This window comes from Lentzea sp. NEAU-D7 (assembly GCF_026242055.1).
Classification (GTDB): Bacteria; Actinomycetota; Actinomycetes; order Mycobacteriales; family Pseudonocardiaceae; genus Lentzea.
In genome coordinates this window covers 1-22405 of sequence record NZ_JAPJDL010000038.1, presented here as the reverse complement: position 1 = coordinate 22405, position 22405 = coordinate 1, and the positions used below count along the sequence as shown (strand labels likewise).

Here is a 22405-nt window from a genome sequence, read left to right as displayed (position 1 = left end):
CGATCTTCAGGACGCGGCGGCCGCCGGAGCGCTCGTCGAGGACTTCGAGTCCGATGAGGACTTCGTGTCCGAAGACTTCTTCTCGGACGGCTTCGAGTCCGAAGAGGACGTCGTGGACGACGTGCTCTTGGACGAGCCCGACCGGCTGTCCGTGCGGTAGAAACCGCTGCCCTTGAAGACGACGCCGACGGCGCCGAAGAGCTTGCGCAGTTTGCCCGAGCACTCCGGGCACTCGGTGAGGGAGGCGTCGCTGAACGACTGCACCGCCTCGAACCGGTGCTCACACGCGGTGCAGGCGTACTGGTACGTAGGCACTGGGTTTGCTCCTAGCTCTGGCACTCGACCGTTGTGAGTGCCAACACGATTTTCGCCCAGGACCTTCCCGGAGCGCAAACATGCCAGGTCAAAGTCACAGCCATCGCAGGCCCACCGAGGGGGTCATCACGCCGTTCATCCGCACGTCGTGAGGTTCGCCGGGCACCTCGGCGAGCACCTCGCAGTCCCGCACCACACCGATCAGCGGGGCTGTGACCAGCGGCAACGAGCGGTCGTAGTGGCCCTGACCCTTCCCGATCCGCACCCCGTCCACCGACACGGCCAGCGCGGGCACGAGCACCAGCGAGGCTCCAGCGATCGCCGAGGCGCCGAGCCGGGGACCGGTGGGCTCCAGCAGCCTGAACCCGGCGGGCGCGAGCGCGGACGGGCCGTCGTACACCGCCCAGTCCAGCGGCGAGTCGCCTGTCACGATCGGGAGCAGCACCCGGCACCGCAGCCCGTCGAGCCACGACGCGTCACCGGGCTCCGTTCCGACCGGCAGGAACGCGCACACGGTCTGATCAGGCGTGACGTCCAGAGCGGCGACGTGCGCGGCCAGCGCGGCGGCTTCGAGGGCGCGGACCTCGGCAGGCAGGGAGCGCCGTGCGGCCAGCAACCGTGAACGCAACGTGGCCTTACGGTCACGAAGATCGGACGTCATGATGGGTATCCCCCGGTATGTCGTTAGCATCGCAGCCCATGAGCAGCGCCTTCCACACCGCTATCGTGCCCGCGGCCGGTCTGGGCACCCGTTTCCTCCCGACGACCAAAGCCGTGCCGAAGGAACTGCTGCCCCTCGTCGACACCCCCGCCATCGAGTACGTGGCGCGCGAGGCGGCCGAGGCCGGCGCGAAGAAGCTGGTCATCGTGACGTCGCCGGAGAAGGCAGCGGTCGCGAACTACTTCGACGCGAACCCCGAACTCGAGGAGACGCTGGCCGCGCGCGGCAAGGCCGACCTCGTCGAGAAGATCCAGCGCGCTCCGAAGCTGATCAAGGCGGAGACCGCGATCCAGGAGCAGGCGCTCGGCCTGGGCCACGCCGTCGGCTGCGCCGAGGGCAACCTGACCGGCGAGGACGAGGCCGTCGCGGTGCTGCTGCCCGACGACATCATCCTGCCGACCGACGCTCTGAAGAAGATGGCGAAGGTCCGCGAGGAGAAGGGCGGCAGCGTCCTGCTGGCGTTCGACATCCCGCGTGAGCAGATCTCCGCGTACGGCGTGTTCGACGTCCGCGACACCGGCAGCGACGACGTCAAGCAGGTCGTCGGCATGGTCGAGAAGCCGAAGCCGGAGGACGCTCCGTCGACCTTCGCGGCGGCCGGGCGCTACCTCCTCGACCGGGCGATCTTCGACGCGCTCAAGCGCATCACGCCCGGCGCCGGCGGCGAGCTGCAGCTCACCGACGCCATCGCACTGCTGATCAACGAGGGTCACCCGGTGCACGTCGTGGTCCACCGCGGCGGGCGACACGACCTCGGCAATCCCGCCGGATTCCTGCGGGCTGCGGTTGACTTCGCACTCAACACCCCGGAGTACGGACCCGATCTGCGTGAGTGGTTGCGGGAACGCCTCGACAACTCCTGAGCGCGAGGACCAATCACATGAGGTCAGTGGACGAGCAGCTCGCTCGGGTGATCGCGGCCGCTGTGCGGCCCGCACCCGTGCGGGTGGCGATCTCCGAGTCGCAGGGCCTGCTCTGCGCGGAGGAGGTCGTCGCGGAACGCGCGTTGCCCGGCTTCGACCAGGCCGCCGTGGACGGCTACGCGGTGCGCAGCGTCGACGTCTCCGGCGCGAACGCGAGCCCCGTGCAGCTGCCGGTCGTGGGTGAGATCGCGGCCGGCTCCCGGCAGCCGCGCAGGCTGCAGCCCGGCCAGGCCGTGCGGATCGCGACCGGCGCGCCGCTGCCCACGCTGGCCGACGCGGTCGTGCCGCTCGGGTACACCGACGGCCACCAGGCCAAGGTGACGGTCAACCGCAGCGTGCCGTCCGCCGGGTTCGTCCGCCGCACCGGCGAGGACGTGCAGACCGGCGACGTCGCCGTCCGCCGCGGCGCGTCCATCGGTGCGGCTCAGGTGGGTCTGCTGGCCGCCGTCGGACGCAACAAGGTGCTCGTGCACCCGCGTCCGCGCGTGTCTGTGATCTCGCTCGGCGAGGAGCTCGTCGACGTCGACCGGACGCCCGGCCAGGGCCAGGTCTACGACGTGAACTCGTACGCGCTGGCCGCCGCCGCGCGCGACGCGGGCGCCGAGGTCAGCCGGGTCGGCATCATGTCGACCGACCCGCGCCGGCTGCGCGAGGTGATCGAGGGCAGGCTGCTGCTCTCCGAGATCGTCGTCATCGCCGGTGGCGTGGGCGGCTCGGTCGGCGACGAGGTCAGGGCCGCGATCGCGGACCTGGGCGACATGGACGTCACCCGCGTCGGCATGCACCCCGGCTCCGCGCAGGGCTTCGGCCGGCTCGGCCCGGACGCCGTGCCGACGTTCCTGCTGCCCGCGAACCCGATGAGCGCGCTCGTCGTGTTCGAGGTGCTGGTCAGGCCCCTGATCAGGGCCGCGCTGGGCAAGAAGAACCCGTACCGGCGCGCCGTCAGCGCACGCCTGCTGTCGCCGCTGCAGTCCACCAAGGGCCGCCGGGGCTTCCTGCGCGGCCAGCTGCTGCGCGACGCGGACAACGGCGAGTACCTGGTGCAGCCGCTCGGCACGTCCGGGTCGCACCTGCTCGCGTCACTGGCCGAGGCCAACTGCCTGATCATGGTCGAGGAGGACGTCACCGAGGTCTCCGTCGGTGCAGAGGTGCTGGTCAGCTTCCTTGCGCAGCGTGGATGAGCGCTTTCGCCGATCTGGGCAGACACCCCGGCTGGCCGGTCCGGCTTGGGCCTCTCCAGGTGCGCGCGGGAACCGTCGAGCTGCGCGGGCCGAGGCTGTTCGACGGCGGTAAGTGGTCGAGGCTGCGCATCCGCGACCGCGCCTACCTCGAACAATGGGAACCGACGGCGCTGGAGGGCTGGGACGAGCGCAACGCGACGCTGTCCTGGCCCGCGCAGTGGTCGTCGTTGCGCGGCATGGCTCGGCGCGGCACCACGCTGCCGTTCATGATCCTCGTGGACGGCGAGGTCGCCGGTCAGATCACGGTCGGCAACATCGTGCGCGGCTCGTTGCTGTCCGCGTGGATCGGCTATTGGGTAGCCGCTGATCGGGCGGGAGGCGGCGTCGCAACGGCTGCCGTGGCGTTGCTCACCGATCACGCTTTCCGGGGCGCTGGTCTGCACCGGCTCGAAGCCACCGTCCGTCCTGAGAACGGCGCCTCGATCCGCGTGCTCACGAAGTCCGGGTATCGCGAGGAAGGCCTCTTCAAGCGTTATCTGGATGTTGCCGGGCAGTGGCGCGACCACCTCTGCTTCGCGCTCACGACCGAAGAGGTCCCGGATGGCCTAGTGCGCCGTTTGGTCGCACGCGGAGAGGCCCGTCTTCCCTGACGATCGCTTCCGTTTGCCGTAATCACTTCACCCAAAAGTGGGTGATACACCACACTTTGGTACGCACCGAGTTCGGCGTGCCTCCGAGACAGGTGTGACTGTTGTGACTAGCGTGGTTGACAGCACCACGCGTGGGCCGGGGGAGGTGAACGGGGAATGCCGAGTTCGCTGATCATCGTTGCGCTGGTCGTCGCCTGGCTCGTGGTCCTCGTCCCCATGTTGGCCCGCAAGCGCCAGGAGAGTGCGCGCAGCGTGGGGGAGGAGTACGACGCCATGCCGGACGCCGAGTACGACGACATCCACGACATCGACGACGACTACTTCGACGAGGAGGAGTACGTCGAGCGTCCGTTCCGGCGTGGCCGCGGTGGCTACGACCCGGAGACCGCCGCGCTGGTGGCGCAGGCGAAGTACGCGTTCCGCCGCAGAGTGGTGGCGTTCCTCCTGATCGCCGCCGTGGTGTCGGGAATCGTCGCCGGGGTGTTCTACGCGAAGCTCTGGTACGGACACGCCGCGCTCGACCTGCTGCTCGTCGGGTACCTGACGTACCTGCGCCGGCAGGTGCGGATCGAGGAGGAAATCCGCGGCCGCCGGCTCGCCCGCCTGCAGCAGGTGCGCCGCCGCCGTGCGACGGGCCCGCAGCACCAGCAGCAGGAGTCCCCGGCCGCCGTCGCCGAGGTCCCGCAGCAGGCCGCCGAGGAGTCCGAGACCACCCAGGTCGAGGTCGTCGACGACGGGCCTGCGCTGCCGCCGCTGCCGCGCTTCGAACACCGCGTGCTGCCGGGCACCATCCCGGTCGACTCGGACGACGAGGACCCGGTGTTCGTCGAGTTAGACGGACTGGAGTCGCTGCGGTACCGAGGTGCTGTCGGAGCTTAGGAGGGGGTGGTGAAACACCCCTTCCGGGACTGCTATAGTTCTCTCGTAACACCGCAAGGGGCTGTAGCACAGTTGGTAGCGCGTCTCGTTCGCATCGAGAAGGTCAGGGGTTCGATTCCCCTCAGCTCCACGTAAGAAGAGAGCCGGTGGTCATAGCGACCACCGGCTCTCTTCTTTTGCGTGGTCGAAACTCGTTCGGCTGTTGCTGCGACGCCGGATATCTTCTGCGCGTGAACAATCTTGGGGGATTGAAAGCTCTGTTCGTCGTGGCGGTGGCACTCGCCGCCGCCAGTTGTTCGCCGGGGTCGGGGGACCAGCAGGCGACGACGACGTAGGAGAAGCACTTCGACGTCACGGGCTGGGGCGGGCTGAAGCCGGGGATGTCCAAACAGGACGCCCTCGCCACCGGTGAGCTCGCCGCGACCGCCGCCGGCAAGACCGGCGACTGCGAGGACTACCGCTACCAGGGCGCGCCGGCGCCCGATCCGAAGCAGCTCGCAGAAGACGCCGAGATCGAGCAGAAGTACCAGGCCGCGCAGAAAGCGGCGGACGACGCCGACGCGGCCGTCGGTCCCGCACCGGGAACGAACGCGGGCGCCGCGGCGTACGCCGCCCACGCCGCGAAGCTCGCCGCGGCCGCGGAGGCGGGCGCCAAGGCGGTAGAGCTCTCCGCGGAGTCCACGAAGCGCATCGCCGCGCGGGCCGAGGCGCGCGAGGCCAACGGCGGTGTCCTGTTCGCCGGCGACAAGATCCGGATGATCGTGCCGCCGCCGGGCGCCACGACGGCGAAGAACATCGGCAAGGGCGCCACGGTCGAGCAGCTCAAGGCGGCCTACCCGAACGCGGTGGACAAGGACGGCAAGGGCTTCGAGGTGCCGGTGCCCGATCAGCAGGGCGTCGTGCTGAGCTTCCACTTCACCGACGGGAAGCTGACGACGTTCCTGCTGTTCAACGGTGAGACCAAATGCAGCTGAACTGAGTGGTTCAGGGCCGTCCGCAGTAATGTGGACGGCCCTTTTGCCTATATAACGGCAGTAAAGCTCGTTCGGCTCCCGAAAGGCTGTTCCCATGAGCGACGTGCCGCAGGACAAGGTCACGGTCCTGTCCGCCGAAGCCCTCGCCCAGCTGAAGGCGTTCCCGTTGCACGGCGACGAACGGCTGCAGAACAAGCTGCTGTGGAAGTCGCCCAGCGGCGACACCATCGTCGGCCTGATCCAGATGGCGCCGGGCGCGCGCGACGTCGGCCACAACCACCCGTCGGCGACGCAGCACACGTGGGTCATCGACGGCACCGTGAGCATCGGCGGAGTGGAGGCCACGGCGGGCTCGTACGCGTTCGTTCCGCCGGGTGTCGACCACGAAACTGTCGCGGGCGACGAGCCGGTCACGATGTTCTACGTCTACCAGCCGTTCGCTCCCGAGCACGACCACCACGACCACTGAGAGGTCAATGCTCGCAACGTTTTTGGTGCTCACCCATCTATGGGGTGAAGTTGAGTGATCAACGCGGCGTCCGCAAATAGTTTTCTCCCATGAGATCTGTGGTCGCCGCGTTATTACTCGGGGCCGTCACCTCCAGCGGTGCAGCGGCGTCGACCGAAGCCCCTGCCGCCCGGTGCACGGCCGCCCGTCCTGTCGTCTCCAGCACGGAGACAGCTGTAGAAGCGCGCGTTCTCACCGGCTGCACGGCCGGTGAGCTCGTCGTCTTCCGGGCCGCCCTGACCTTCCGTGCCCACGGCACGGCCTGCACCGCTGTCTCCGAGGAACTCGAAGCGGACCCGGCCACCGAGCCGCAGTGGATCCGCACCCGCCTGGAACTGGCCTGCGCACCCGGTGAGAAGGGCCTGCTCGGCTCGCAGATCACCGTCGAGATGCACGACCAGCAGAACACCCGCGTCGCCACCTACGGCCTCGGCGACTCCCACACCGAGCGCAACCCCGCCGCGCGGCACCTGTGGACCGTCGAGTTCCTCGCGGGCCTCGGTGACCTGCCGGCGGCACCCGATCCGGCCGGTCGGAATGCCGGCGCGTCATCGGGCCGAGGCAGTTCTCGCACCTTCTCCGATCACCAGGTTCACGACGGCTGACGTCGTATTTCCACCCGTTTGCCAGGTGTCCGTCCGTCCTGCCTCCGATAACGAAACGTGCAGAACGGGCGACTCCTGTCAACGGAGCCGTCCATCGCAACGTGTAAGAGCCAAGAGGCTCAACGCGTGCCGGACGGAGGTACAACGCGGTGATCAAGGAAAGGGTTGCTGTGGCGTCAACCGCAAACCAATCACGCACCGTACGCTGACAGACCGCCTAGGCTGGGGGTGATCTCGGAAGGGGTGGTGTGAGTCGTGGGGCTCGCTGAGTCCTTGCTCACGTGGCTGCACGGCTTCGTGGGCGCGAGTGTCTGCCCCGGTGACTGGGTGTGGACCACCACGGCGCTCGGTGCGGTGCTCGGGCTGTTCCCGACGATCGGGGCGCTGCTGTCCATCGCGGTGCGCCGGGTGGTCGGCAACTCCTACGGACCCGTGACCGGCGCCATCTTCACCGTGCTCGGCGTCACCAGCTGCCTGGTGCTGCCGTGGCTCGTCATGCGCGGCACGGTGCAGGGTCTGTCCGGTCGCGACATCCCCGGATCGGCCTCCCTCGACGAGTCCACCTGCTTCGGGACGTTCTCCCAGGGCAGCTACCTGGTCGACGGGGCGCCGTCGATCATCGGCGTGATCCAGCGGCCGACGGAGCAGCCGCTGTTCCTGGCCGCCGCGGGCATCACCGCGGCGCTGGCTCTGCTGTGCCTGCTGTTCGTCATGCTGCAGTCAGGTTCGGCGTTCCGCCTCGGGCCGAACTGGCCGCGCCGGGTGTTCTGGCCGATGTTCCTGGTACTGCTGGTGACGACGTCGGCATTCCCCGTAACCCTCGTGGGCCATGTGCTCCTCGGGTTTCTGCCGATTGCGATAATCGGCTCACTCGTCGTGCGGATTTTCGGGTTGACTACCGCCATGCTGAACCGCCCCGGCCGCGACCGGTCCCAGGACCGGAACTCGCAGAACTCGCCACCACCGCAGCCGGTGGCACGCCCCCAGCAGAAGAACAACCAGCTTCCGGCCGGTCAGCCGCAGAAGAAGGCGCCGACCAAGCCCATCACGGCCGCGCAGCACCAGCCGCCGCCGCACAACCCGGGGCAGAACCCGCCGCCGTACCAGCCGGCGCAGGTGCCGAAGTACCAGCCGGCGCCCATGAACCGGCCGATGCGCCCGGTGACGCAGCCGCAGAACCAGCCGCCGCGTCAGTACCCGCCGACCCGCGTCGCCGAGGTCCTGCCGCAGCCGGGTCCTTCGCAGCCGTCGAACCCGGCGGTGCTCGCGGACACGCCGGGCCCGCTGCCGTTCGGTCCGGGCGCGGCCAACGCGGAGTCGCCCGCGCCGGTGCAGAAGTCGGGCAAGGTCTGGAACCCCGGCAACGGCCGGTTCCGCCGCGTCCGCCAGCTCGGTTCCGGCGGCTTCGGCACGGTCTGGCTGGCCGTCGACGAGCAGCTCGACCGCACGGTGGCGGTGAAGCTCGCACACGCCCCGGACAACGAGACCGAGGCGCGCATGCTCCGCGAGGCCCGCGCCCTGGCCGCGGTCCGGCACCCGAACTGCGTGCGGGTCTTCGACATCGTCCAGGACCCGGACGGCCTCGCCCTGGTCATGGAGTACATCGAGGGCGCCTCGCTGTCCGAGACGGTCCTGAAGAACGGCCTGATCGACGACAAGCTCGCCGCCCGCCTCTGGCTGAACATGGCCGACGCGCTGGCCGCGGCCCACGACCGCGGCGTCCTGCACCGCGACGTGAAGCCGTCCAACGTGATCGTCGACAACCAGGGCACCGCGCACCTGATCGACTTCGGCATCGCCCGTTCCAAGGGCGACAGCACCCTCACGGCCACCGGCATGATGGTCGGCACCCCGGACTTCCTCGCCCCGGAGACGGCCCGCGGCGAGACGGCGTCCCCGGCGTCGGACTCCTGGCAGCTGGCCGCCACGGTCTCCTACGCGCTGACCGGCCACCCGCCGCGCGGCTCCCGCGAGAACCCGATCTCCTCGCTGATGGCCGCGGCCCAGGGCGAACCGATCACCAAGCTGCCGCAGAACAGCAAGCACGCGAGGCTCCTGCTCGCGGCGATGGACCCCGAACCGGGGCGCCGCCCGTCGCTGGCCCAGGTGCGCGGGCAGCTGTCGCAGTTCCTCGACCAGGAGGGCATGAGCAAGGAAGGCCCGGTCACCAAGATGATCAGCAAGCCGACGCCGCCGCCCACGAGGCACATGCCGATGTAGGCGATCCGGGTGAACACCTCGCAGGCGGGTAACGGTCGTAGAGAGTTCAACGACGACAGCGTTGTTTCCTGACCGCAAAGCCGCCATGCGAGGGAACCATGACCGCTGAAGAGAGTTGGCATGCCGCGCGCCTGATTCCGACTTCGGGCATCAACGGTGCTGAAGAACAAGAACGACGGGCGACATCGGCATTGCTGGCTGTCATGTCAGCGGTGCGCGAGTTCGGCCGGGCGCTGACCCAGCCGCTGGGGGCGCCCGCCGCCGCTGTGCAGACCTTCATCGAGGTCCCGTTCGAACTCGACGGCCGGAAGCTCATTCCGGACGGGCTGATCCGGGTCACCCGCGGGCAGAAGTCGTGGACCGCGCTGGTCGAGGTGAAGACCGGGTCCAACGAGCTGCAGGTGCAGCAGTTGGAGAACTACCTCGACGTCGCGCGGGAGTTCGGGTTCGACGCGGTCATCACGATCTCGAACGAGATCTCGCCGTTTCCTGGCCAGCACCCGACTCCGGTGGACCGCAAGAAGCTCAAGAAGGTCGCGCTGCACCACTGGTCGTGGAGCGAGGTGCTCTGCGAAGCCGTGATGCAGAAGGAGCACCGCGGCGTGGCCGACCCCGACCAGGCGTGGGTCCTCGGTGAGCTGATCAGGTACCTCGAACATCCGCGGTCGGGAGCGATGGCGTTCGAGGACATGGGGCCGTCGTGGGTTCCGCTGCGGGACGCGATCGAGGCTCGCACGCTGCGGACGACCGACAAGATCGCACCCGACGTGGTGCTCCGGTTCGAGGCCCTGCTCCGGTTCGCCGGACTGCAGCTCGGCAGACGCCTCGGCACCGACGTCACCCCTGCGTTGTCCCGCAAGGACCTCGCTGAGCCGCAGGCCCGTCTCACCCGTCAGCTCGCGCAGCTGGTGGCCGACGGAAAGCTCTCCGGCGGGATTCGCATTCCCGACACCGTCGGAACGCTGCACGTCGTCGCCGACCTGCGGGCCGGCAGGGTGATCTGCGGTGTCGACGTGGAGGGCCCCAGGGAAGGGCGCCCGGCGACCCGGATCAACTGGCTGCTCCGCCAGCTGAAGAACGCGCCTGACCCGGTTCGGCTCGAAGCGTTCGTCGCACACGCCAGAGGTGCCGGCGCGTCGGAGTTGCTGGGTGCCGTCCGGGCGAATCCCGCGCTGCTGATCGCCGATCCGCAGAAGGAGATCCGCGGGTTCAGGGTCGAGATCTCCGTCCCGATGGGCTCGAAGCGCGGCACCGGGCGCAACTCGTTCATCGACTCGGTGCTGAACGCCGTCTCGTCGTTCTACGAAGAGATCGTGCAGAACCTCAAGCCGTGGTCCGCCACACCGCCGAAGATCAGGTCGGAGGCGACGTTCGTGCCGCCCGCGGACGTGCCGGTGGCGTTGGTGTCGACGGCACCGTCGTCACAGGACGGGCCTGAGCTGGTGTCGGCGGCGGTGCCCGAGCAGGAGGTTCCCGCAGACGCGGTACCGGTTCCGCAGGAGGTTCCGGTCGACGCTTAGGCGATCCGGGTGAACGTCGGACCGGTCCGTAACGGTGGTTGACCGTTGCACGACCTAAGCCGTGGTTCACCCGGAAGGCCTCGGCATCTCACGGGATGCCACGCGAAGAGTGGTGAGGCGGTTTCCGCCGATCGCCTCACCACTCACCTCCGGGTGTTCGGCCGCAACCTCTTGCGCAGCAGCAGGAACACACCGGCCGCGCCGGCGACGACGAGTGCTGCGACCCACACGGGCAAGGGCTTTCCCGAAGGCTCCTCCGGCACGACCGCGGCGGCCGGGGCCGGTGAGGCGGAGACCGCCGGTTTCGCCAGTGGCGGTGCGATCTCCTGCCACGGCGACGGGCCGTCCACCGTTCCCTGCACCATCTGCGGGTCGACGGGTTTCACCAGCAGCGTGCCCGGCACGGTCAGCGTGCCCAGCGGGTGCTCCGGGAACACGCCCTGCACGCCGAACACCTCGTACGTGCCGGCGGGCAGGGAGAACGTCACGGCGTAGTGCGCGGGTTCGCCCAGCGCGACGCCGGCGAAGATCCGCGAGTCGGTCCCGGACTTGAAGTGCAGTCCGGTCCTGCCCAGGTCGCCGGAGAACGGGTGGGTGCCGTGCTGGAGCACCCAGTAGCCGACCGTGTGGGTCACGGAGGGCTGGATCGACGGCACCGGGTCGACGTACGTGACCGCCCAGCCGCCCGCGTGTGCAGCAGGTGCGCTGATCAGCAGGAAAGCGCATAAGAAGGCCAAAATCCTCATGACGCGGATACACCGGGAACCGAAGCCGGGTTCCCGGTGTAGAGAGGGCATCACGGACGAAGCGGTGGCACGGGCGATCGCAGGTGACCAGGCGGCCTACGGCGAGCTGGTCGCCCGGTACACCGCGCTCGCGCACCGGACGGCGTACCTGCTCGGGGCCGGTGCTGACGCCGGTGACGTGGTGCAGGAGGCGTTCGTGAAGGCGTACCGGAAGCTCCACACGTTCAGGGCCGACGCCGACTTCAAGCCGTGGCTGCTCAAGATCGTCGCCAACGAGACGAAGAACCTGCACCGCGGCAGACGGCGGCGCAACCTGATGGAGCTGAGGCTCGCCGCCATCACCGAGACCGTCGACCACGACGATCCCGGCACGCTCGTGGACGACTCCCGCGCCAAGCTCCTGCAAGCCGTCCAGAGCCTGAACGAGGCCGACCGCCAGGTCGTCACGTGCCGGTACCTGCTGGACCTGAGCGAGGCCGAGACGGCGCAGACCCTCGAGCTGGCCAAGGGGACCGTGAAGTCGAGGCTGTCGCGCGCCCTGGCCAAGCTGCGCCCGATGCTGGAGGAGGTGGCCCGTGATCGATGACCAGGCGGAGGCCGCCCTCCGCGATCTGGGCCGGCGGATCCACGTGCCGGAACCACCGGACGTCACGGCCCAGGTGCTGACCAGGATCAACGCACCCAGGAGGCGAAACCGCTGGCTCACCGCACTGGTGGCCGCGATCACCGCGTCGGCGATCGCCTTCGCGGTGTCCCCGGCGGTGCGGGCGGGCGTCCAGCAGCTGCTGGAGTTCGCCGGCGTCGAGTTCCGCACCGAGGCGCCGCAGTCGGTCGCCCCTCCGCTGCCGAGCCAGGACGTCTCACTCGACGAAGCCCGCGAGCAGATGCCGTTCGAGATCCACCTTCCGGCGGAGCTCGGCACACCGGACCAGGTCACCGTCCACGAAGGACGGTTCGTCAGCCTGCGCTACGGCGGCCTGAGGCTCGACCAGTTCGACGGCACGATCAGCTCGACCGTCGGCAAGCTCGTCCACCAGCAGGGCGTCGAGCAGGTCGACGGCAAGATCTGGATCCCGTACCCGCACGTGTTCTTCTACATCGACCGCGACGGGCAGTGGCACACCGAGGAGCCGCGGTTGACCGGCCAGACGCTGCTCTGGCAACGAGGTCAGGTCACCATGAGGCTCGAAGGTGACCTGACCAAGGAGAAAGCCCTCGAGATCAGCGCCAGCTAGGCAGCCACAGCTGCTGCTGCCACATCTCCGGTGTGATCGGGCTGCCGTTCAGGATCGGCCACAGCCACACGAAGTTCGCCACCACGATGCCCACGTACAGCGCCACGACCAGCATTCCGGTGCCACGGCGTTCGGCACCCGCGGTGCGCCGGCCCATGATCTCGCCCAGCGCCAGCACGATCAGCAGCACCAGGAACGGCGCCATCGGCGTGACGTAGAAGAAGTACATCTGCCGGTCGAGGTTGAGGAACCACGGAAGCAGGCCCGCGGCGTAGCCGACCAGGACGCCGGCGTAGCGCCAGTCCATGCGGCCGATGGTGCGGTACAGCGCCCAGCCGATCACCGGGAACGCGAGCCACCACATCGCGGGCGTGCCGATGAGCATGATCGCGCCGAGGCACGACGCCGCGCCGCAGCCCGTGACGGAGTTGTCGTAGTAGTAGAGCATCGGACGCAGGCCCATCGGCCACGTCCACGGCTTCGACTCCCACGGGTGCCGGTTGGTCTCCGAGGTGACCAGCTCGACGTGGAACTTGTAGACGTTCTTCGCGTTGTACCAGAGCGACTGCAGGACGTCGGGGATGTACGCGATGTCCTTGACCTTGCCGCCGACCACGTGCCGGTCGATGCCGGTCTCGCTGGCCATCCACGGGAACCACGTCGCGACGTAGACGAGCACGGGGACCACGACCAGACCGCCCAGCGACGGCAGGACGTCCTTCACCAGAGCGCCCAGCCACGGCTCCTCGACGCCCGCGGCACGCCGCGCCAGCGCGCTCCAGATGACCGTCAGCAGGCCGAACGCGGCGATGTACCAGATTCCGGACCACTTGATGCCGCACGCGGCACCGAGCATCACGCCCGCACCGAAGCGCCACCAGCGGAAGCCGATCCAGGGGCCGAACGCCGAGTTGTTGACGAAGCCCTCGCGCACGGCCACGGCGAGTCGTGCGCGCATCTGTTCGCGGTCGACGACCAGGCAGCCGAACGCGGCCACGACGAACAGCGCGATGAAGATGTCGAGCATGCCCATCCGCGACTGGACGTGCGAGACGCCGTCCGCGATGAGCAGGACGCCGGCCAGCGCGCCCAGCAGGTCCGACCGGGTCAGGCGGCGGGCGATCCGGACGATCAGCAGGATCGTGATCGCGCCGGCGAGCGCGGAGGCGAACCGCCAGCCGATGCCGTCGTAGCCGAAGAGCTCCTGGCCGATCGCCATCAGCTGCTTGGCGAGCGGCGGGTGGACGATGAGCTCGTAGCCCGGGTTGTCCTCGTAGCCGCCGTTGCGCAGCACCTGCGCCGTCTGCGGCACGTAATGCTTCTCGTCGAAGATCGGCGTGCCCTTGTCCGTCGGGTACCCGACGTTCCAGAAGCGCACGACGGCACCGATCAGCGTCACGACGGCCGTCATGAGCCACCCGCGCATGCGGTCTCCGGTCGGAGGCGGGTCTAGTACCGCCGCACGATCCGTAGGCGGCTCCTCGACGACGACGGGCGCCTCTCCTGGCTGCACGAGGACTGTCACGCCGCCGATCGTAGGGTGAAGCTTGTGAGTCCTGTATCCGGTTCAGGCCGTCTCGTCCTGGCAGCCACCCCGCTCGGGGACATCCGCGACGCCTCCGCGCGCCTGATCGAGGCACTCGGGACGGCTGACGTGATCGCCGCCGAGGACACCAGGAGGCTGCACAGCCTCGCGGCAGCGTTGCAGGTCAAGCCGTCCGGGCGGGTGATCAGCTTCTACGACCAGAACGAGGTCGGGCGCCTTCCGGGACTTCTCGAATCGCTCCACGACGGCGCGACCGTGCTGCTCGTGACGGACGCCGGAATGCCCTCGGTTTCCGACCCGGGCTACCGGCTCGTCGCCGCGTGTGTCGAACAGGACCTCACGGTCACGTGCCTGCCGGGGCCGTCCGCGGTGACGACGGCGCTCGCCCTGTCCGGCCTGCCGAGCGACAGGTTCGCGTTCGACGGCTTCCCGCCGCGCAAGTCCGGTGAGCGCAGGCGCTGGTTCGCCCCTTTGGCCACCGAGCAGCGCACGGTCGTCTTCTTCGAGGCTCCCCACCGGCTCGCGGACACGCTCGCGGACGCCGTCGAGGTGCTCGGGCCGGACCGCCGTGCCGCCGTGTGCCGCGAACTCACGAAGAAGTACGAAGAGGTCGTGCGCGGCTCACTGGCCGAACTCGCCGAGTGGGCCGTGGAAGGCGCACGCGGCGAGATCACCGTGGTGCTCGGCCCCGCTCCCGTCGAGGACAAGCCCGACCTCGACACGCTCGTCGCCGAGGTCAAGCAGCGCGTCGCAGACGGGGAGCGGATGAAGTCGGCCGCCGCCGAGGTCGCGGAGGCGGCCGGGATCAGCAAGAAGACGCTCTACGACGCGGCGATCAAGTCAAGCTGACTCCTTGTTGAACGTGCGGACGCCGTAGAACAAGCCGACCAGCACCAGCGCCGCCACCGAGACCAGCCCGTACAGCACCGCGCCGGGGTTGAAGATCGCCCGCTCGGCGTCGACGACGTGCGCCAGCGGGTTCAGCCGCGACAGCCAGTAGAGCCACTGCGGGCCGTTCGACATCGGCAGCAGCACGCCGGAGAGCAGCATCAACGGCACGATGGACGCCGACAGCACGGACGCGAAGACGTACTCCAGCTTCACCTTCAGCGCGATCGCGTACGACACCGAGCCGATCGCGACGCCGAGCAGCGCCACCAGCCCGAGCCCGAGCAGCATCTGCCCGGCCGTGGCCCGGAAGCCGAACAGCATCGCGGCGAGCATGATCAGCAGGCTCTGCACGACCAGCAGCACCACGTCCTTGCCGACCCTGCCGACCAGCAGCGCGACCCGGCTGACCGGGGTGACCCGCAGCCGTTCCATCACGCCCGTGCGCACCTCGGGCAGCAGCGAGAAGCCCGCGTACGCGGTGCCGAACAACGCCATCTGCACCAGCAGGCCCGGCACGAACCACTGCCAGCCGGTGTCGCCGAGCAGCGGCCCGAAGAGCCCGAGGTAGAGCAACGGCTGGGCGATCCCGAACACCACGGCCACGGGGTTGCGCAGGACCGGCAGCATCACGCGGCAGAACACGAGCCAGGTGTCACCCAAAACATTCCTAGGCAGCATTGGCTTCCTCCCGCAGCGAGCGGCCGGTCATGGTCAGGAACACGTCGTCGAGCGTCGGCCGGTGCACCTGCACCGAGTGCAGCTCGACGCCGATGTTGTCGAGGTCGCGCAGGAGGCCCGGCAACGCGCGGTCGCCGTTCGGGATCCGGAAGCTGACCTGCTCGCCGTCGACGACGGCGTTCTCGAACTTCGAGGCGACGACCGAGGCCTGCGGTGTGCCGAGCACGACCAGGTCGCCGGAGACGCGGTGCTTCAGCTCGTCCGGTGAGCCCTCGCCCACGATCGAGCCGTGGTCGATGACCAGCAGCCGGTCGCTGAGGTAGTCGGCCTCGTCGAGGTAGTGGGTGGTCAGGAAGACCGTGACGCCGTCGGCCTTGAGCTGCTTGACGTGGTCCCACAGGTTGCGGCGGCTCTGCGGGTCGAGGGCCGTGGACGGCTCGTCCAGGAACAGCAGCCGCGGGTCGTGCAGCATGCCCATCGCGATGTCGAGCCGGCGCTGCTGGCCGCCCGACAACGTGACGACGCCGCGCTTCTCGAGGCCCTGGAGGTCGAACCGGTCGAGCAGGTCGGCGACCTTCCTGCGGGCTTCGAGCCGGGACAGGCCGTAGAAGCGGGCCTGGAACTCCAGCTCGTCGGCGACCCGCTGGTCCTGGCCGGCGCCGTTCTTCTGGCCCACGTAGCCGATGTTGCGGCGCACGCCGGCCGGGTCGGTCAGCAGGTCGTGCCCGGCGATCTCCGCCTCGCCGGCGGTCGGCTGCAGCAGCGTGGTGAGCATGCGCAACGTCGTGGACTTGCCTGCCCCGTTGGGGCCGAGGAACCCCACGAGCTCGCCCTCGGCGACGTCGATGTCCACCCCTTTGACCGCGTCCACCGGACCGGCCTTGGTGGTGAATCGGCGCGCGAGGCCGCGTGCCTTGATCATGGCTGAATCCCCTCTAGTCAACTTTGACTAGAGGCTAGTGGGAACTAATCAAATTTGACTAGTCCTTCAGCTCGTACGCACCGGCCTCTAGGCGTTCGATCAGCTCCTGAGTCCAGCGCACCTGGCCTTCGAGATGGACGAGCCAGAGTCGAAACAGCTCGCTGACGTGCGCAGGCTTGCCCATCTCCGGCATCGCCGCGATGCCGTGCCGGGTGGGGGTGAGCTGCCCCTCGAGGCCCGCCAGCCGGTTCTTCAGCAGCACGACCGCCTGCCTGCGGGGGACGAGGTTGAGCATCGCCACGCCCGCGGAGACCTCGTCGTTGCCGGCGGCCGGATCGGCCAGCGCGTGCCCGAGCAGGTCCTGCAGCTCGTGCTCGCCGGCCGCGGTGATCCGGTAGGTGGTGCGGGCGGGGCCCTCGTCCGACTCCTCGGTGCCGACCGGCTCCAGCAAGCCGTCCTTGGCCAGCGACTTCAGCGCGTGGTAGATCGAACCCGGCTGCACGTTCGCCCAGCTGTCCGCCGACCACGACTTCAGCTCGCGGCGCACCACGTAACCGTGCGCCTCGCCGACGAGCTTCACCACGCCGAGCACCAGCATTCTGGTCGCGGACAAACAGACCTCCCACTCGGTGAAAACCCCCTGGCACCGCCTCCGTAGGCTATTGCCATGAGTGCCTCCGTACTGACCGCGGTGGCCTGGCCTTACGCCAACGGCCCCAGGCACATCGGTCACGTCTCCGGTTTCGGTGTCCCGTCCGACGTCTTCTCCCGCTACATGCGAATGTCCGGACACCGGGTGCTCATGGTCAGCGGCACGGACGAGCACGGCACACCCATCCAGGTGCAGGCCGAGAAGGAAGGGCTCACGGCTCGTGAGCTCGCCGACAAGTACAACCGTGTGATCGCGTCTGACCTGCAGGGCCTCGGACTGTCCTACGACCTCTTCACCCGCACCACCACCGGCAACCACTACCAGGTGGTGCAGGACCTGTTCTCCGCGCTGTGGAAGAACGGCTACGTCGTCCCCAAGACGGAGATGGGCGCGATCAGCCCGTCGACCGGCCGCACGCTGCCAGACCGCTACATCGAGGGCACCTGCCCGATCTGCGGGTACGAGGGCGCGCGCGGCGACCAGTGCGACAACTGCGGCAACCAGCTCGACCCGTCGGAACTGGTCAACCCGCGCTCGAAGATCAACGGCGAGACGCCGAAGTTCGTCGAGACCGAGCACCTGTTCCTCGACCTTTCCGCGTTCATCGACTCGCTGGGCAGCTGGATGGGCACGCGGTCGGACTGGCGTCCGAACGTGCTCAAGTTCTCGCAGAACCTGATCAAGGACCTGCGGCCGCGCGCCATCACCCGCGACCTCGACTGGGGTGTGCCGATCCCGCTCGACGGGTGGAGCGACCAGCCGATGAAGCGGTTCTACGTGTGGTTCGACGCGGTCATCGGGTACCTGAGCGCGTCCGTCGAGTGGGCGCGCCGCACCGGCGACCCCGACGCCTGGAAGGAGTTCTGGACGGGTGACGCCCAGGGCTACTACTTCATGGGCAAGGACAACATCGTCTTCCACTCGCTCATCTGGCCGTCGCTGCTGCTCGGGCAGAACGGCGCGGGCGACAAGGGCGGCGAGCCCGGCCGGTTCGGCACGCTGAACCTGCCGACCGAGGTCGTGTCGTCGGAGTACCTCACGATGAGCGGCTCGAAGTTCTCGACCTCGCGCGGCACCGTGATCTACGTCGGCGACTTCCTGAAGGAGTTCGGGCCGGACGCGCTGCGGTACTTCATCTCCGTCGCGGGCCCTGAGAACCAGGACACCGACTTCACCTGGGAGGAGTTCGTCCGCCGGACGAACTTCGAGCTGGCGAACGAGTGGGGCAACCTGGTCAACCGCTCGATCTCGATGGCGCACAAGAACGTCGGCGCGATCCCGAAGGCCACGGCGCTGACTCCCGCCGACCACGAGCTGCTCGCGCAGTCCAAGGCGGCGTTCGAGACGGTCGGCGCGCACCTGCGCCGCTCGCGGTTCAAGCAGGCCTCCGGCGAGGCCATGCGCGTGATCTCGCTGGCGAACAAGTACCTGTCCGACCAGGAGCCGTGGAAGCTCAAGGACGACCTGGACCGCCGCGACTCGGTGCTGCACACCGCGCTGCAGGTCGTGCAGGACGCGAACACGCTGATGACGCCGTTCCTGCCGCACTCGGCGCAGAAGGTGCACGAGGCGCTGGGCGGTACGGGCGTGTGGGCCGCGCAGCCGGAGCTGACCGAGGTCGACGACCTCGACATCCCCGAGCGCTCGTACCCGGTGCTGACGGGCGACTACGCCGGTGAGCAGGCCAAGTGGGAGTCCACGCCGCTCGAGGTCGGCCGGCCGCTGCAGAAGCCGTCGCCGCTGTTCGGCAAGCTCGACGCGAAGCTGGGCGAGACCGGGCCCGAGTGGGCTCCGATCGTCACCGACTAGTGGCGGACAAGCGCGAACGACCGCCGGTGCCGGAAGCCCTTCCGGCACCGGTGATCGACGCCCACACGCACCTCGACGCGTGCGGGGCGTCCGATGCCGCGGACGTGGCGGTCCTGCTCGATCGGGCAGAGGCCGCCGGCGTCTCGCACGTGATCACGGTCGCGGACGACCTGAAGGCGGCGCAGTGGGCCGCTAAAGCGTCCACTTGGGACCCGCGGGTCTACGCCGCGGTCGCCGTGCACCCGACGCGCACCTCGTCGTTCGGTGACGAGGAGAAGGCCGAACTGGAGCGGCTGGCCGTGCTGCCCCGCGTGGTCGCGATCGGCGAGACCGGTCTCGACTACTACTGGGACTACTCGCCGCCGGCTGCCCAGCACGAGGCTTTCCGTTGGCACATCGACCTTTCCAAGCGCGTCGGGAAGCCGTTGATGATCCACGACAGGGACGCGCACGAGGACATCCTCAAGATCCTCGATGCCGAGGGCGCACCGTCCACTGTGGTGTTCCACTGCTTCTCCGGCGACGCGGACTTCGCCCGGCGGTGCGTCGACGCGGGGTACGTGCTGTCGTTCGCGGGCCCTGTGACGTTCAAGAACGCCCGTGCGCTGCGGGAAGCGGCGGCCCTCGTCCCGCAAGATCAGCTCCTGGTCGAGACGGACGCGCCGTTCCTGACGCCCCATCCGTATCGTGGACGTCCAAATGAACCCTATTGTGTGAATTACACAGTTCGGGATCTCGCCACGCTGCGTGGCGAAGATCTTTCTGAACTCTGCGTCGCCGTCACCCGTACTGCTCAACGAGTGTTCGGGCTTGACCACTGAAATGCGACTTAGAGCGAACGGAGCAAAGGGTTCCTACCTCCATGGGGTGACTGAGGTCACAACATTGGCGGGGGTGTTTGCGCAACGTCGTCGACCCCGTTACTGTCCCGTGACCGTGCCACCTGAGCCGACCTTGTCGGTTCGGAGCACGCCCGCAGTCGGGGCGGGTCCGAAGCCAGAAGCGCGAAGTAGCGAGACCACGTAGGAGGAGTTGCCGGGAACCTTCGAGCTCCAACTCGAATGATCTTGTCAACGCCAACTGTGCGGTGGCCTCACAGCTTCCGCAATGGAGGTATCGACCCTTGTCTGGTAGCGACAGAGCTGCTGCTCCGTACGACTTCAACGACGACACCGACTGGTTCACGCCGGTCGGCGGCACGGCCGTTGACGTCGCCGACCCCCACCCGAGCTTCCCCGCCGGTGCGCTGACCATCACGCCCGCGGACGTGCTCGAGGTGCTCGGCCCGGACGCCGACGACCTGCTCGCCTCGGCCAACGTCGACGTCGACGAGCTGATCCGTCTCATCAACGCCGAGACGACGATCATGCCGCCCCTCGTCCTCCCGTCGGAGGAAGAGGAGCTCAACGACCCGCAGGTCCTCGTCAAGGCAGCCTCGACGTGGAAGCGCCGCTTCCTCAAGGGCACCGTCGCCGCGGTCCTCGTGTCGATCTCCGGTGGCGGCGTGACCGCCATGGCGATGGACAAGTCGTTGACCGTCGAGGTCGACGGCGCGATGCAGACCGTCCACTCCTACGAGGGCACGGTCGGCGAGGTCCTGGCGGAGGAAGGGATCGTCGTCGGTGAGCACGACGCCCTGTCCCCGTCGCTGAACGCCCCGATCTCCGACGGCGGCAAGATCAGCCTCGACCGCGGCCGCCTGCTCAAGATGAGCGTCGACGGCCAGGCCCGCGAGGACTGGGTCCGCTCCGTCACCGTCGAGGAGGCCGCCAAGCAGCTCGGCGTGCCGCTCGAGGGAGCCTGGATGTCCGCCCCCGGCTCGCACGACGTGCCGCTGGAAGGCATGACCGTAGAGGTCAAGACCCGCAAGAACATCAAGCTGTTCGACGGCGCGAACCCGGTCCGCGAGGTCCAGACGACCGCACTGACCGTCGACGAGCTGCTCAAGAGCGAGAACCTCTCCCTCGGCCCGGAAGACGCCGTCGCCTCGGGCACGGACGTCAAGCTGGCCACGGGCGCCGAGGTCTACATCTCCCGCACCGGCGTCACGGTCATCAACGTGAACGAGCCGGTCGCCCCGCCGGTCGAGAAGACGAACGACCCGAACATGACCGCGGGCCAGCAGACCGTCACCGACCCCGGCACCCCGGGCGAGCAGACCAGCACCTACCGCGTGACGGTGAAGAACGGCAAGGAGATCAGCCGCGAGAAGATCGGCGGCAAGATCACCAAGGAGCCGAAGCCCAAGAAGATCACCGTAGGAACCAAGCCCCTGCCCGACGGCGAGGTCTGGGACCGCCTCGCCAAGTGCGAAGCAGGCGGCAACTGGGCCATCAACACCGGCAACGGCTACTACGGCGGCCTCCAGTTCTCGGCCAGCACCTGGGCAGCACACGGCGGCCAGGCCTACGCCTCGCTCCCGCACCAGGCGACCCGCGAACAGCAGATCGCAGTGGCCACCAAGCTGCGCGACCGCGCAGGCGGCACGTACGGCGCCTGGCCAGGCTGCCGCGCGAAGCTCGGCCTCCCGTAAACCTCTCTCCGTCCCCCGACAGAGGCCGCCCTGGTTCGCCACGGGCGGCCTCTGTCATTGCCGGGCCCGCTGATCGCCGTCGCAGACCTGGGAGCGGTGCGATCCGGCGGGCTGGACGAGGGGTGAGGCAAAGCGGGTGAGGCCCGTGATGGCCGAGACGGGGCGGGACAAGTAGCGGGCGAGCTGTGGCGCCGGACATCGTGCTGTACAGCGGTAGCGGGCGAGGCGTGCAGGGCCTGGACGGGCACGGGCGGCGGGGGAGATGCCGCGCGTTGGGTGGAGCGCGGCAGAGCGGGCAGCGGGCGAGGCGTGCAGGGCGGCGACGGGCGCGAGCGGCGGGGCGAGACGTGGCGCGTTGGGGTGACGTGCTGTACAGCGGTAGCGGGCGAGGTGTGGCGGGCCTGGACGGGCACAGGCGGCGGAGGAGATGCAGCGCGTCGGATGACGTGCCGCACAGCAGCGGGTGAATGACGGATCAGGCGTGCAGGGCAGGCGGACAAGTGGCGGCGGCATGTGTGGTGCGCCGGACGAGCTGCTGCACAGCGTTAGCGGGCGAGGCGTAGCAAGGCGGCGCGGACAAGCGGCGAGTGAGACGCGGCGCGCAGGGTGATGGCGAAGCCGAGCCACCCTGCCGCCTACGGCAATGGCGGAGCCGAGGCGTCCCTCCTCACGCAAAGGGCAACGGCGGAGCCGAGCCGCCCTGCCGCCCACACCAATGGCGAAGCCGAGGCGTGTGAACCTAGGCCTGCTGGTCAAGCGGTGGTGACGCAACCCCGACGGCGATTGGGGCTTGACCTTGAGTGGGCGGGATGCTCCCCTCATGGGCACGGCCGGGCGCTTTTCAGCCCGGCCTTTTCCGGCCGTTTCAGCATCCCGCCAGAGGCTCAAGGTCAAGCC

General features: G+C 68.9%; 22 protein-coding genes and 1 tRNA gene. 16 read left to right on the top strand and 7 right to left on the bottom strand.

What is annotated here, in order from left to right; translation table 11 throughout:
* Positions 1 to 6: 6 nt before the first annotated feature.
* Both ORI60_RS43620 and ORI60_RS43615 read right to left on the bottom strand, forming a co-directional pair.
* Positions 7 to 315, bottom strand: a complete 309-nt coding sequence (locus tag ORI60_RS43620) for an FmdB family zinc ribbon protein (protein ID WP_266043872.1) — start codon at positions 313 to 315, stop codon at positions 7 to 9.
* 94 nt (positions 316 to 409) lie between these two features.
* Complete coding sequence (locus tag ORI60_RS43615) at positions 410 to 976, bottom strand: 5-formyltetrahydrofolate cyclo-ligase (protein WP_266043871.1); 567 nt, start codon at positions 974 to 976, stop codon at positions 410 to 412.
* Between the two features lie 38 nt (positions 977 to 1014).
* Between ORI60_RS43615 and ORI60_RS43610 the strand changes: the two genes are divergently transcribed.
* The 10 genes from ORI60_RS43610 to ORI60_RS43565 all read left to right on the top strand — a co-directional run bounded on the left by ORI60_RS43610 (position 1015) and on the right by ORI60_RS43565 (position 10496).
* Positions 1015 to 1899, top strand: a complete 885-nt coding sequence (locus ORI60_RS43610) for a UTP--glucose-1-phosphate uridylyltransferase (protein ID WP_266043870.1) — start codon at positions 1015 to 1017, stop codon at positions 1897 to 1899.
* A gap of 17 nt (positions 1900 to 1916) precedes the next feature.
* Entirely contained in the window at positions 1917 to 3140 is a 1224-nt protein-coding gene (gene glp, locus ORI60_RS43605; protein ID WP_266043869.1) for a gephyrin-like molybdotransferase Glp, read from the top strand.
* The gene (locus ORI60_RS43600) at positions 3137 to 3790 is read left to right on the top strand and encodes a GNAT family N-acetyltransferase (RefSeq protein ID WP_266043868.1); all 654 of its coding nucleotides are present in this window, start codon (positions 3137 to 3139) and stop codon (positions 3788 to 3790) included. Before glp ends, ORI60_RS43600 begins: the two co-directional genes overlap by 4 nt.
* Positions 3791 to 3946: 156 nt before the next feature.
* Positions 3947 to 4669, top strand: coding sequence for a gephyrin-like molybdotransferase receptor GlpR (glpR, locus tag ORI60_RS43595; protein WP_266043867.1), 723 nt, complete (start codon positions 3947 to 3949; stop codon positions 4667 to 4669).
* 57 nt (positions 4670 to 4726) lie between these two features.
* Positions 4727 to 4799, top strand: a tRNA-Ala gene (locus tag ORI60_RS43590).
* Between the two features lie 250 nt (positions 4800 to 5049).
* On the top strand, positions 5050 to 5643 hold the full coding sequence (locus tag ORI60_RS43585) for a hypothetical protein (RefSeq protein ID WP_266043866.1): 594 nt from the start codon (positions 5050 to 5052) through the stop codon (positions 5641 to 5643).
* A gap of 94 nt (positions 5644 to 5737) precedes the next feature.
* Complete coding sequence (locus ORI60_RS43580; protein ID WP_030481326.1) at positions 5738 to 6112, top strand: cupin domain-containing protein; 375 nt, start codon at positions 5738 to 5740, stop codon at positions 6110 to 6112.
* A gap of 89 nt (positions 6113 to 6201) precedes the next feature.
* Positions 6202 to 6756 carry a hypothetical protein gene (locus tag ORI60_RS43575; RefSeq protein WP_266043865.1) on the top strand — a complete coding sequence of 185 codons (555 nt, stop codon included), beginning with the start codon at positions 6202 to 6204 and terminating at the stop codon, positions 6754 to 6756.
* A gap of 255 nt (positions 6757 to 7011) precedes the next feature.
* Positions 7012 to 8976: a serine/threonine-protein kinase gene (locus tag ORI60_RS43570; protein WP_266043864.1), complete on the top strand. Its 1965-nt coding sequence runs from the start codon at positions 7012 to 7014 to the stop codon at positions 8974 to 8976.
* Between the two features lie 203 nt (positions 8977 to 9179).
* Positions 9180 to 10496: a hypothetical protein gene (locus tag ORI60_RS43565; RefSeq protein WP_266043863.1), complete on the top strand. Its 1317-nt coding sequence runs from the start codon at positions 9180 to 9182 to the stop codon at positions 10494 to 10496.
* A 143-nt stretch (positions 10497 to 10639) separates the two neighbouring features.
* On the opposite strand, the gene ORI60_RS43560 is transcribed toward ORI60_RS43565, so the two are convergent.
* Positions 10640 to 11242 carry a hypothetical protein gene (locus ORI60_RS43560; RefSeq protein ID WP_266043862.1) on the bottom strand — a complete coding sequence of 201 codons (603 nt, stop codon included), beginning with the start codon at positions 11240 to 11242 and terminating at the stop codon, positions 10640 to 10642.
* A 64-nt stretch (positions 11243 to 11306) separates the two neighbouring features.
* Here ORI60_RS43560 and ORI60_RS43555 point away from each other — a divergent pair, with 64 nt between their 5' ends.
* Together ORI60_RS43555 and ORI60_RS43550 are read left to right on the top strand one after the other, a co-directional pair.
* A complete protein-coding gene (locus ORI60_RS43555; RefSeq protein WP_266043861.1) occupies positions 11307 to 11828 on the top strand; it encodes an RNA polymerase sigma factor in 522 nt (173 codons plus the stop codon).
* Positions 11818 to 12477 (top strand): hypothetical protein, encoded by a 660-nt coding sequence (locus ORI60_RS43550; RefSeq protein ID WP_266043860.1) that lies wholly within the window; start codon positions 11818 to 11820, stop codon positions 12475 to 12477. Before ORI60_RS43555 ends, ORI60_RS43550 begins: the two co-directional genes overlap by 11 nt.
* Here the strand turns inward: ORI60_RS43550 and ORI60_RS43545 are convergent.
* Positions 12464 to 14002 carry a dolichyl-phosphate-mannose--protein mannosyltransferase gene (locus ORI60_RS43545; protein ID WP_266043859.1) on the bottom strand — a complete coding sequence of 513 codons (1539 nt, stop codon included), beginning with the start codon at positions 14000 to 14002 and terminating at the stop codon, positions 12464 to 12466. The two genes, ORI60_RS43550 and ORI60_RS43545, sit on opposite strands and share 14 nt — an antisense overlap.
* A gap of 24 nt (positions 14003 to 14026) precedes the next feature.
* Between ORI60_RS43545 and rsmI the strand changes: the two genes are divergently transcribed.
* On the top strand, positions 14027 to 14872 hold the full coding sequence (gene rsmI, locus ORI60_RS43540) for a 16S rRNA (cytidine(1402)-2'-O)-methyltransferase (protein WP_266043858.1): 846 nt from the start codon (positions 14027 to 14029) through the stop codon (positions 14870 to 14872).
* Here rsmI and ORI60_RS43535 read toward each other — a convergent pair.
* Genes ORI60_RS43535 through ORI60_RS43525 form a run of 3 tightly spaced genes read right to left on the bottom strand, consistent with a single transcriptional unit; the run spans position 14864 to position 17127 of the window.
* Positions 14864 to 15574, bottom strand: coding sequence for an ABC transporter permease (locus ORI60_RS43535; RefSeq protein WP_266043857.1), 711 nt, complete (start codon positions 15572 to 15574; stop codon positions 14864 to 14866). The genes rsmI and ORI60_RS43535 overlap by 9 nt on opposite strands.
* 7 nt (positions 15575 to 15581) lie before the next feature.
* Positions 15582 to 16514, bottom strand: coding sequence for an ATP-binding cassette domain-containing protein (locus ORI60_RS43530; RefSeq protein WP_266043856.1), 933 nt, complete (start codon positions 16512 to 16514; stop codon positions 15582 to 15584).
* A gap of 58 nt (positions 16515 to 16572) precedes the next feature.
* Positions 16573 to 17127 carry a PadR family transcriptional regulator gene (locus ORI60_RS43525; protein WP_266043855.1) on the bottom strand — a complete coding sequence of 185 codons (555 nt, stop codon included), beginning with the start codon at positions 17125 to 17127 and terminating at the stop codon, positions 16573 to 16575.
* A 54-nt stretch (positions 17128 to 17181) separates the two neighbouring features.
* Between ORI60_RS43525 and metG the strand changes: the two genes are divergently transcribed.
* The 3 genes from metG (at position 17182) to ORI60_RS44695 (ending at position 21508) form a co-directional block, all read left to right on the top strand.
* Positions 17182 to 18975 carry a methionine--tRNA ligase gene (metG, locus tag ORI60_RS43520; RefSeq protein WP_266043854.1) on the top strand — a complete coding sequence of 598 codons (1794 nt, stop codon included), beginning with the start codon at positions 17182 to 17184 and terminating at the stop codon, positions 18973 to 18975.
* A gap of 26 nt (positions 18976 to 19001) precedes the next feature.
* Positions 19002 to 19796 carry a TatD family hydrolase gene (locus ORI60_RS43515; protein WP_266043853.1) on the top strand — a complete coding sequence of 265 codons (795 nt, stop codon included), beginning with the start codon at positions 19002 to 19004 and terminating at the stop codon, positions 19794 to 19796.
* A gap of 302 nt (positions 19797 to 20098) precedes the next feature.
* Complete coding sequence (locus ORI60_RS44695) at positions 20099 to 21508, top strand: transglycosylase family protein (RefSeq protein ID WP_323056008.1); 1410 nt, start codon at positions 20099 to 20101, stop codon at positions 21506 to 21508.
* The last annotated feature ends 897 nt before the right edge of the window (positions 21509 to 22405 follow it).

Coding starts and splice junctions, on each gene's coding strand:
- ORI60_RS43615 (WP_266043871.1), bottom strand. CDS start 976: ATGACGTCCGATCTTCGTGACCGTAAGGCCACGTTGCGTTCACGGTTG.
- ORI60_RS43610 (WP_266043870.1), top strand. CDS start 1,015: ATGAGCAGCGCCTTCCACACCGCTATCGTGCCCGCGGCCGGTCTGGGC.
- glp (WP_266043869.1), top strand. CDS start 1,917: ATGAGGTCAGTGGACGAGCAGCTCGCTCGGGTGATCGCGGCCGCTGTG.
- ORI60_RS43600 (WP_266043868.1), top strand. CDS start 3,137: ATGAGCGCTTTCGCCGATCTGGGCAGACACCCCGGCTGGCCGGTCCGG.
- glpR (WP_266043867.1), top strand. CDS start 3,947: ATGCCGAGTTCGCTGATCATCGTTGCGCTGGTCGTCGCCTGGCTCGTG.
- ORI60_RS43585 (WP_266043866.1), top strand. CDS start 5,050: ATGTCCAAACAGGACGCCCTCGCCACCGGTGAGCTCGCCGCGACCGCC.
- ORI60_RS43580 (WP_030481326.1), top strand. CDS start 5,738: ATGAGCGACGTGCCGCAGGACAAGGTCACGGTCCTGTCCGCCGAAGCC.
- ORI60_RS43575 (WP_266043865.1), top strand. CDS start 6,202: ATGAGATCTGTGGTCGCCGCGTTATTACTCGGGGCCGTCACCTCCAGC.
- ORI60_RS43565 (WP_266043863.1), top strand. CDS start 9,180: ATGTCAGCGGTGCGCGAGTTCGGCCGGGCGCTGACCCAGCCGCTGGGG.
- ORI60_RS43560 (WP_266043862.1), bottom strand. CDS start 11,242: ATGAGGATTTTGGCCTTCTTATGCGCTTTCCTGCTGATCAGCGCACCT.
- ORI60_RS43530 (WP_266043856.1), bottom strand. CDS start 16,514: ATGATCAAGGCACGCGGCCTCGCGCGCCGATTCACCACCAAGGCCGGT.
- metG (WP_266043854.1), top strand. CDS start 17,182: ATGAGTGCCTCCGTACTGACCGCGGTGGCCTGGCCTTACGCCAACGGC.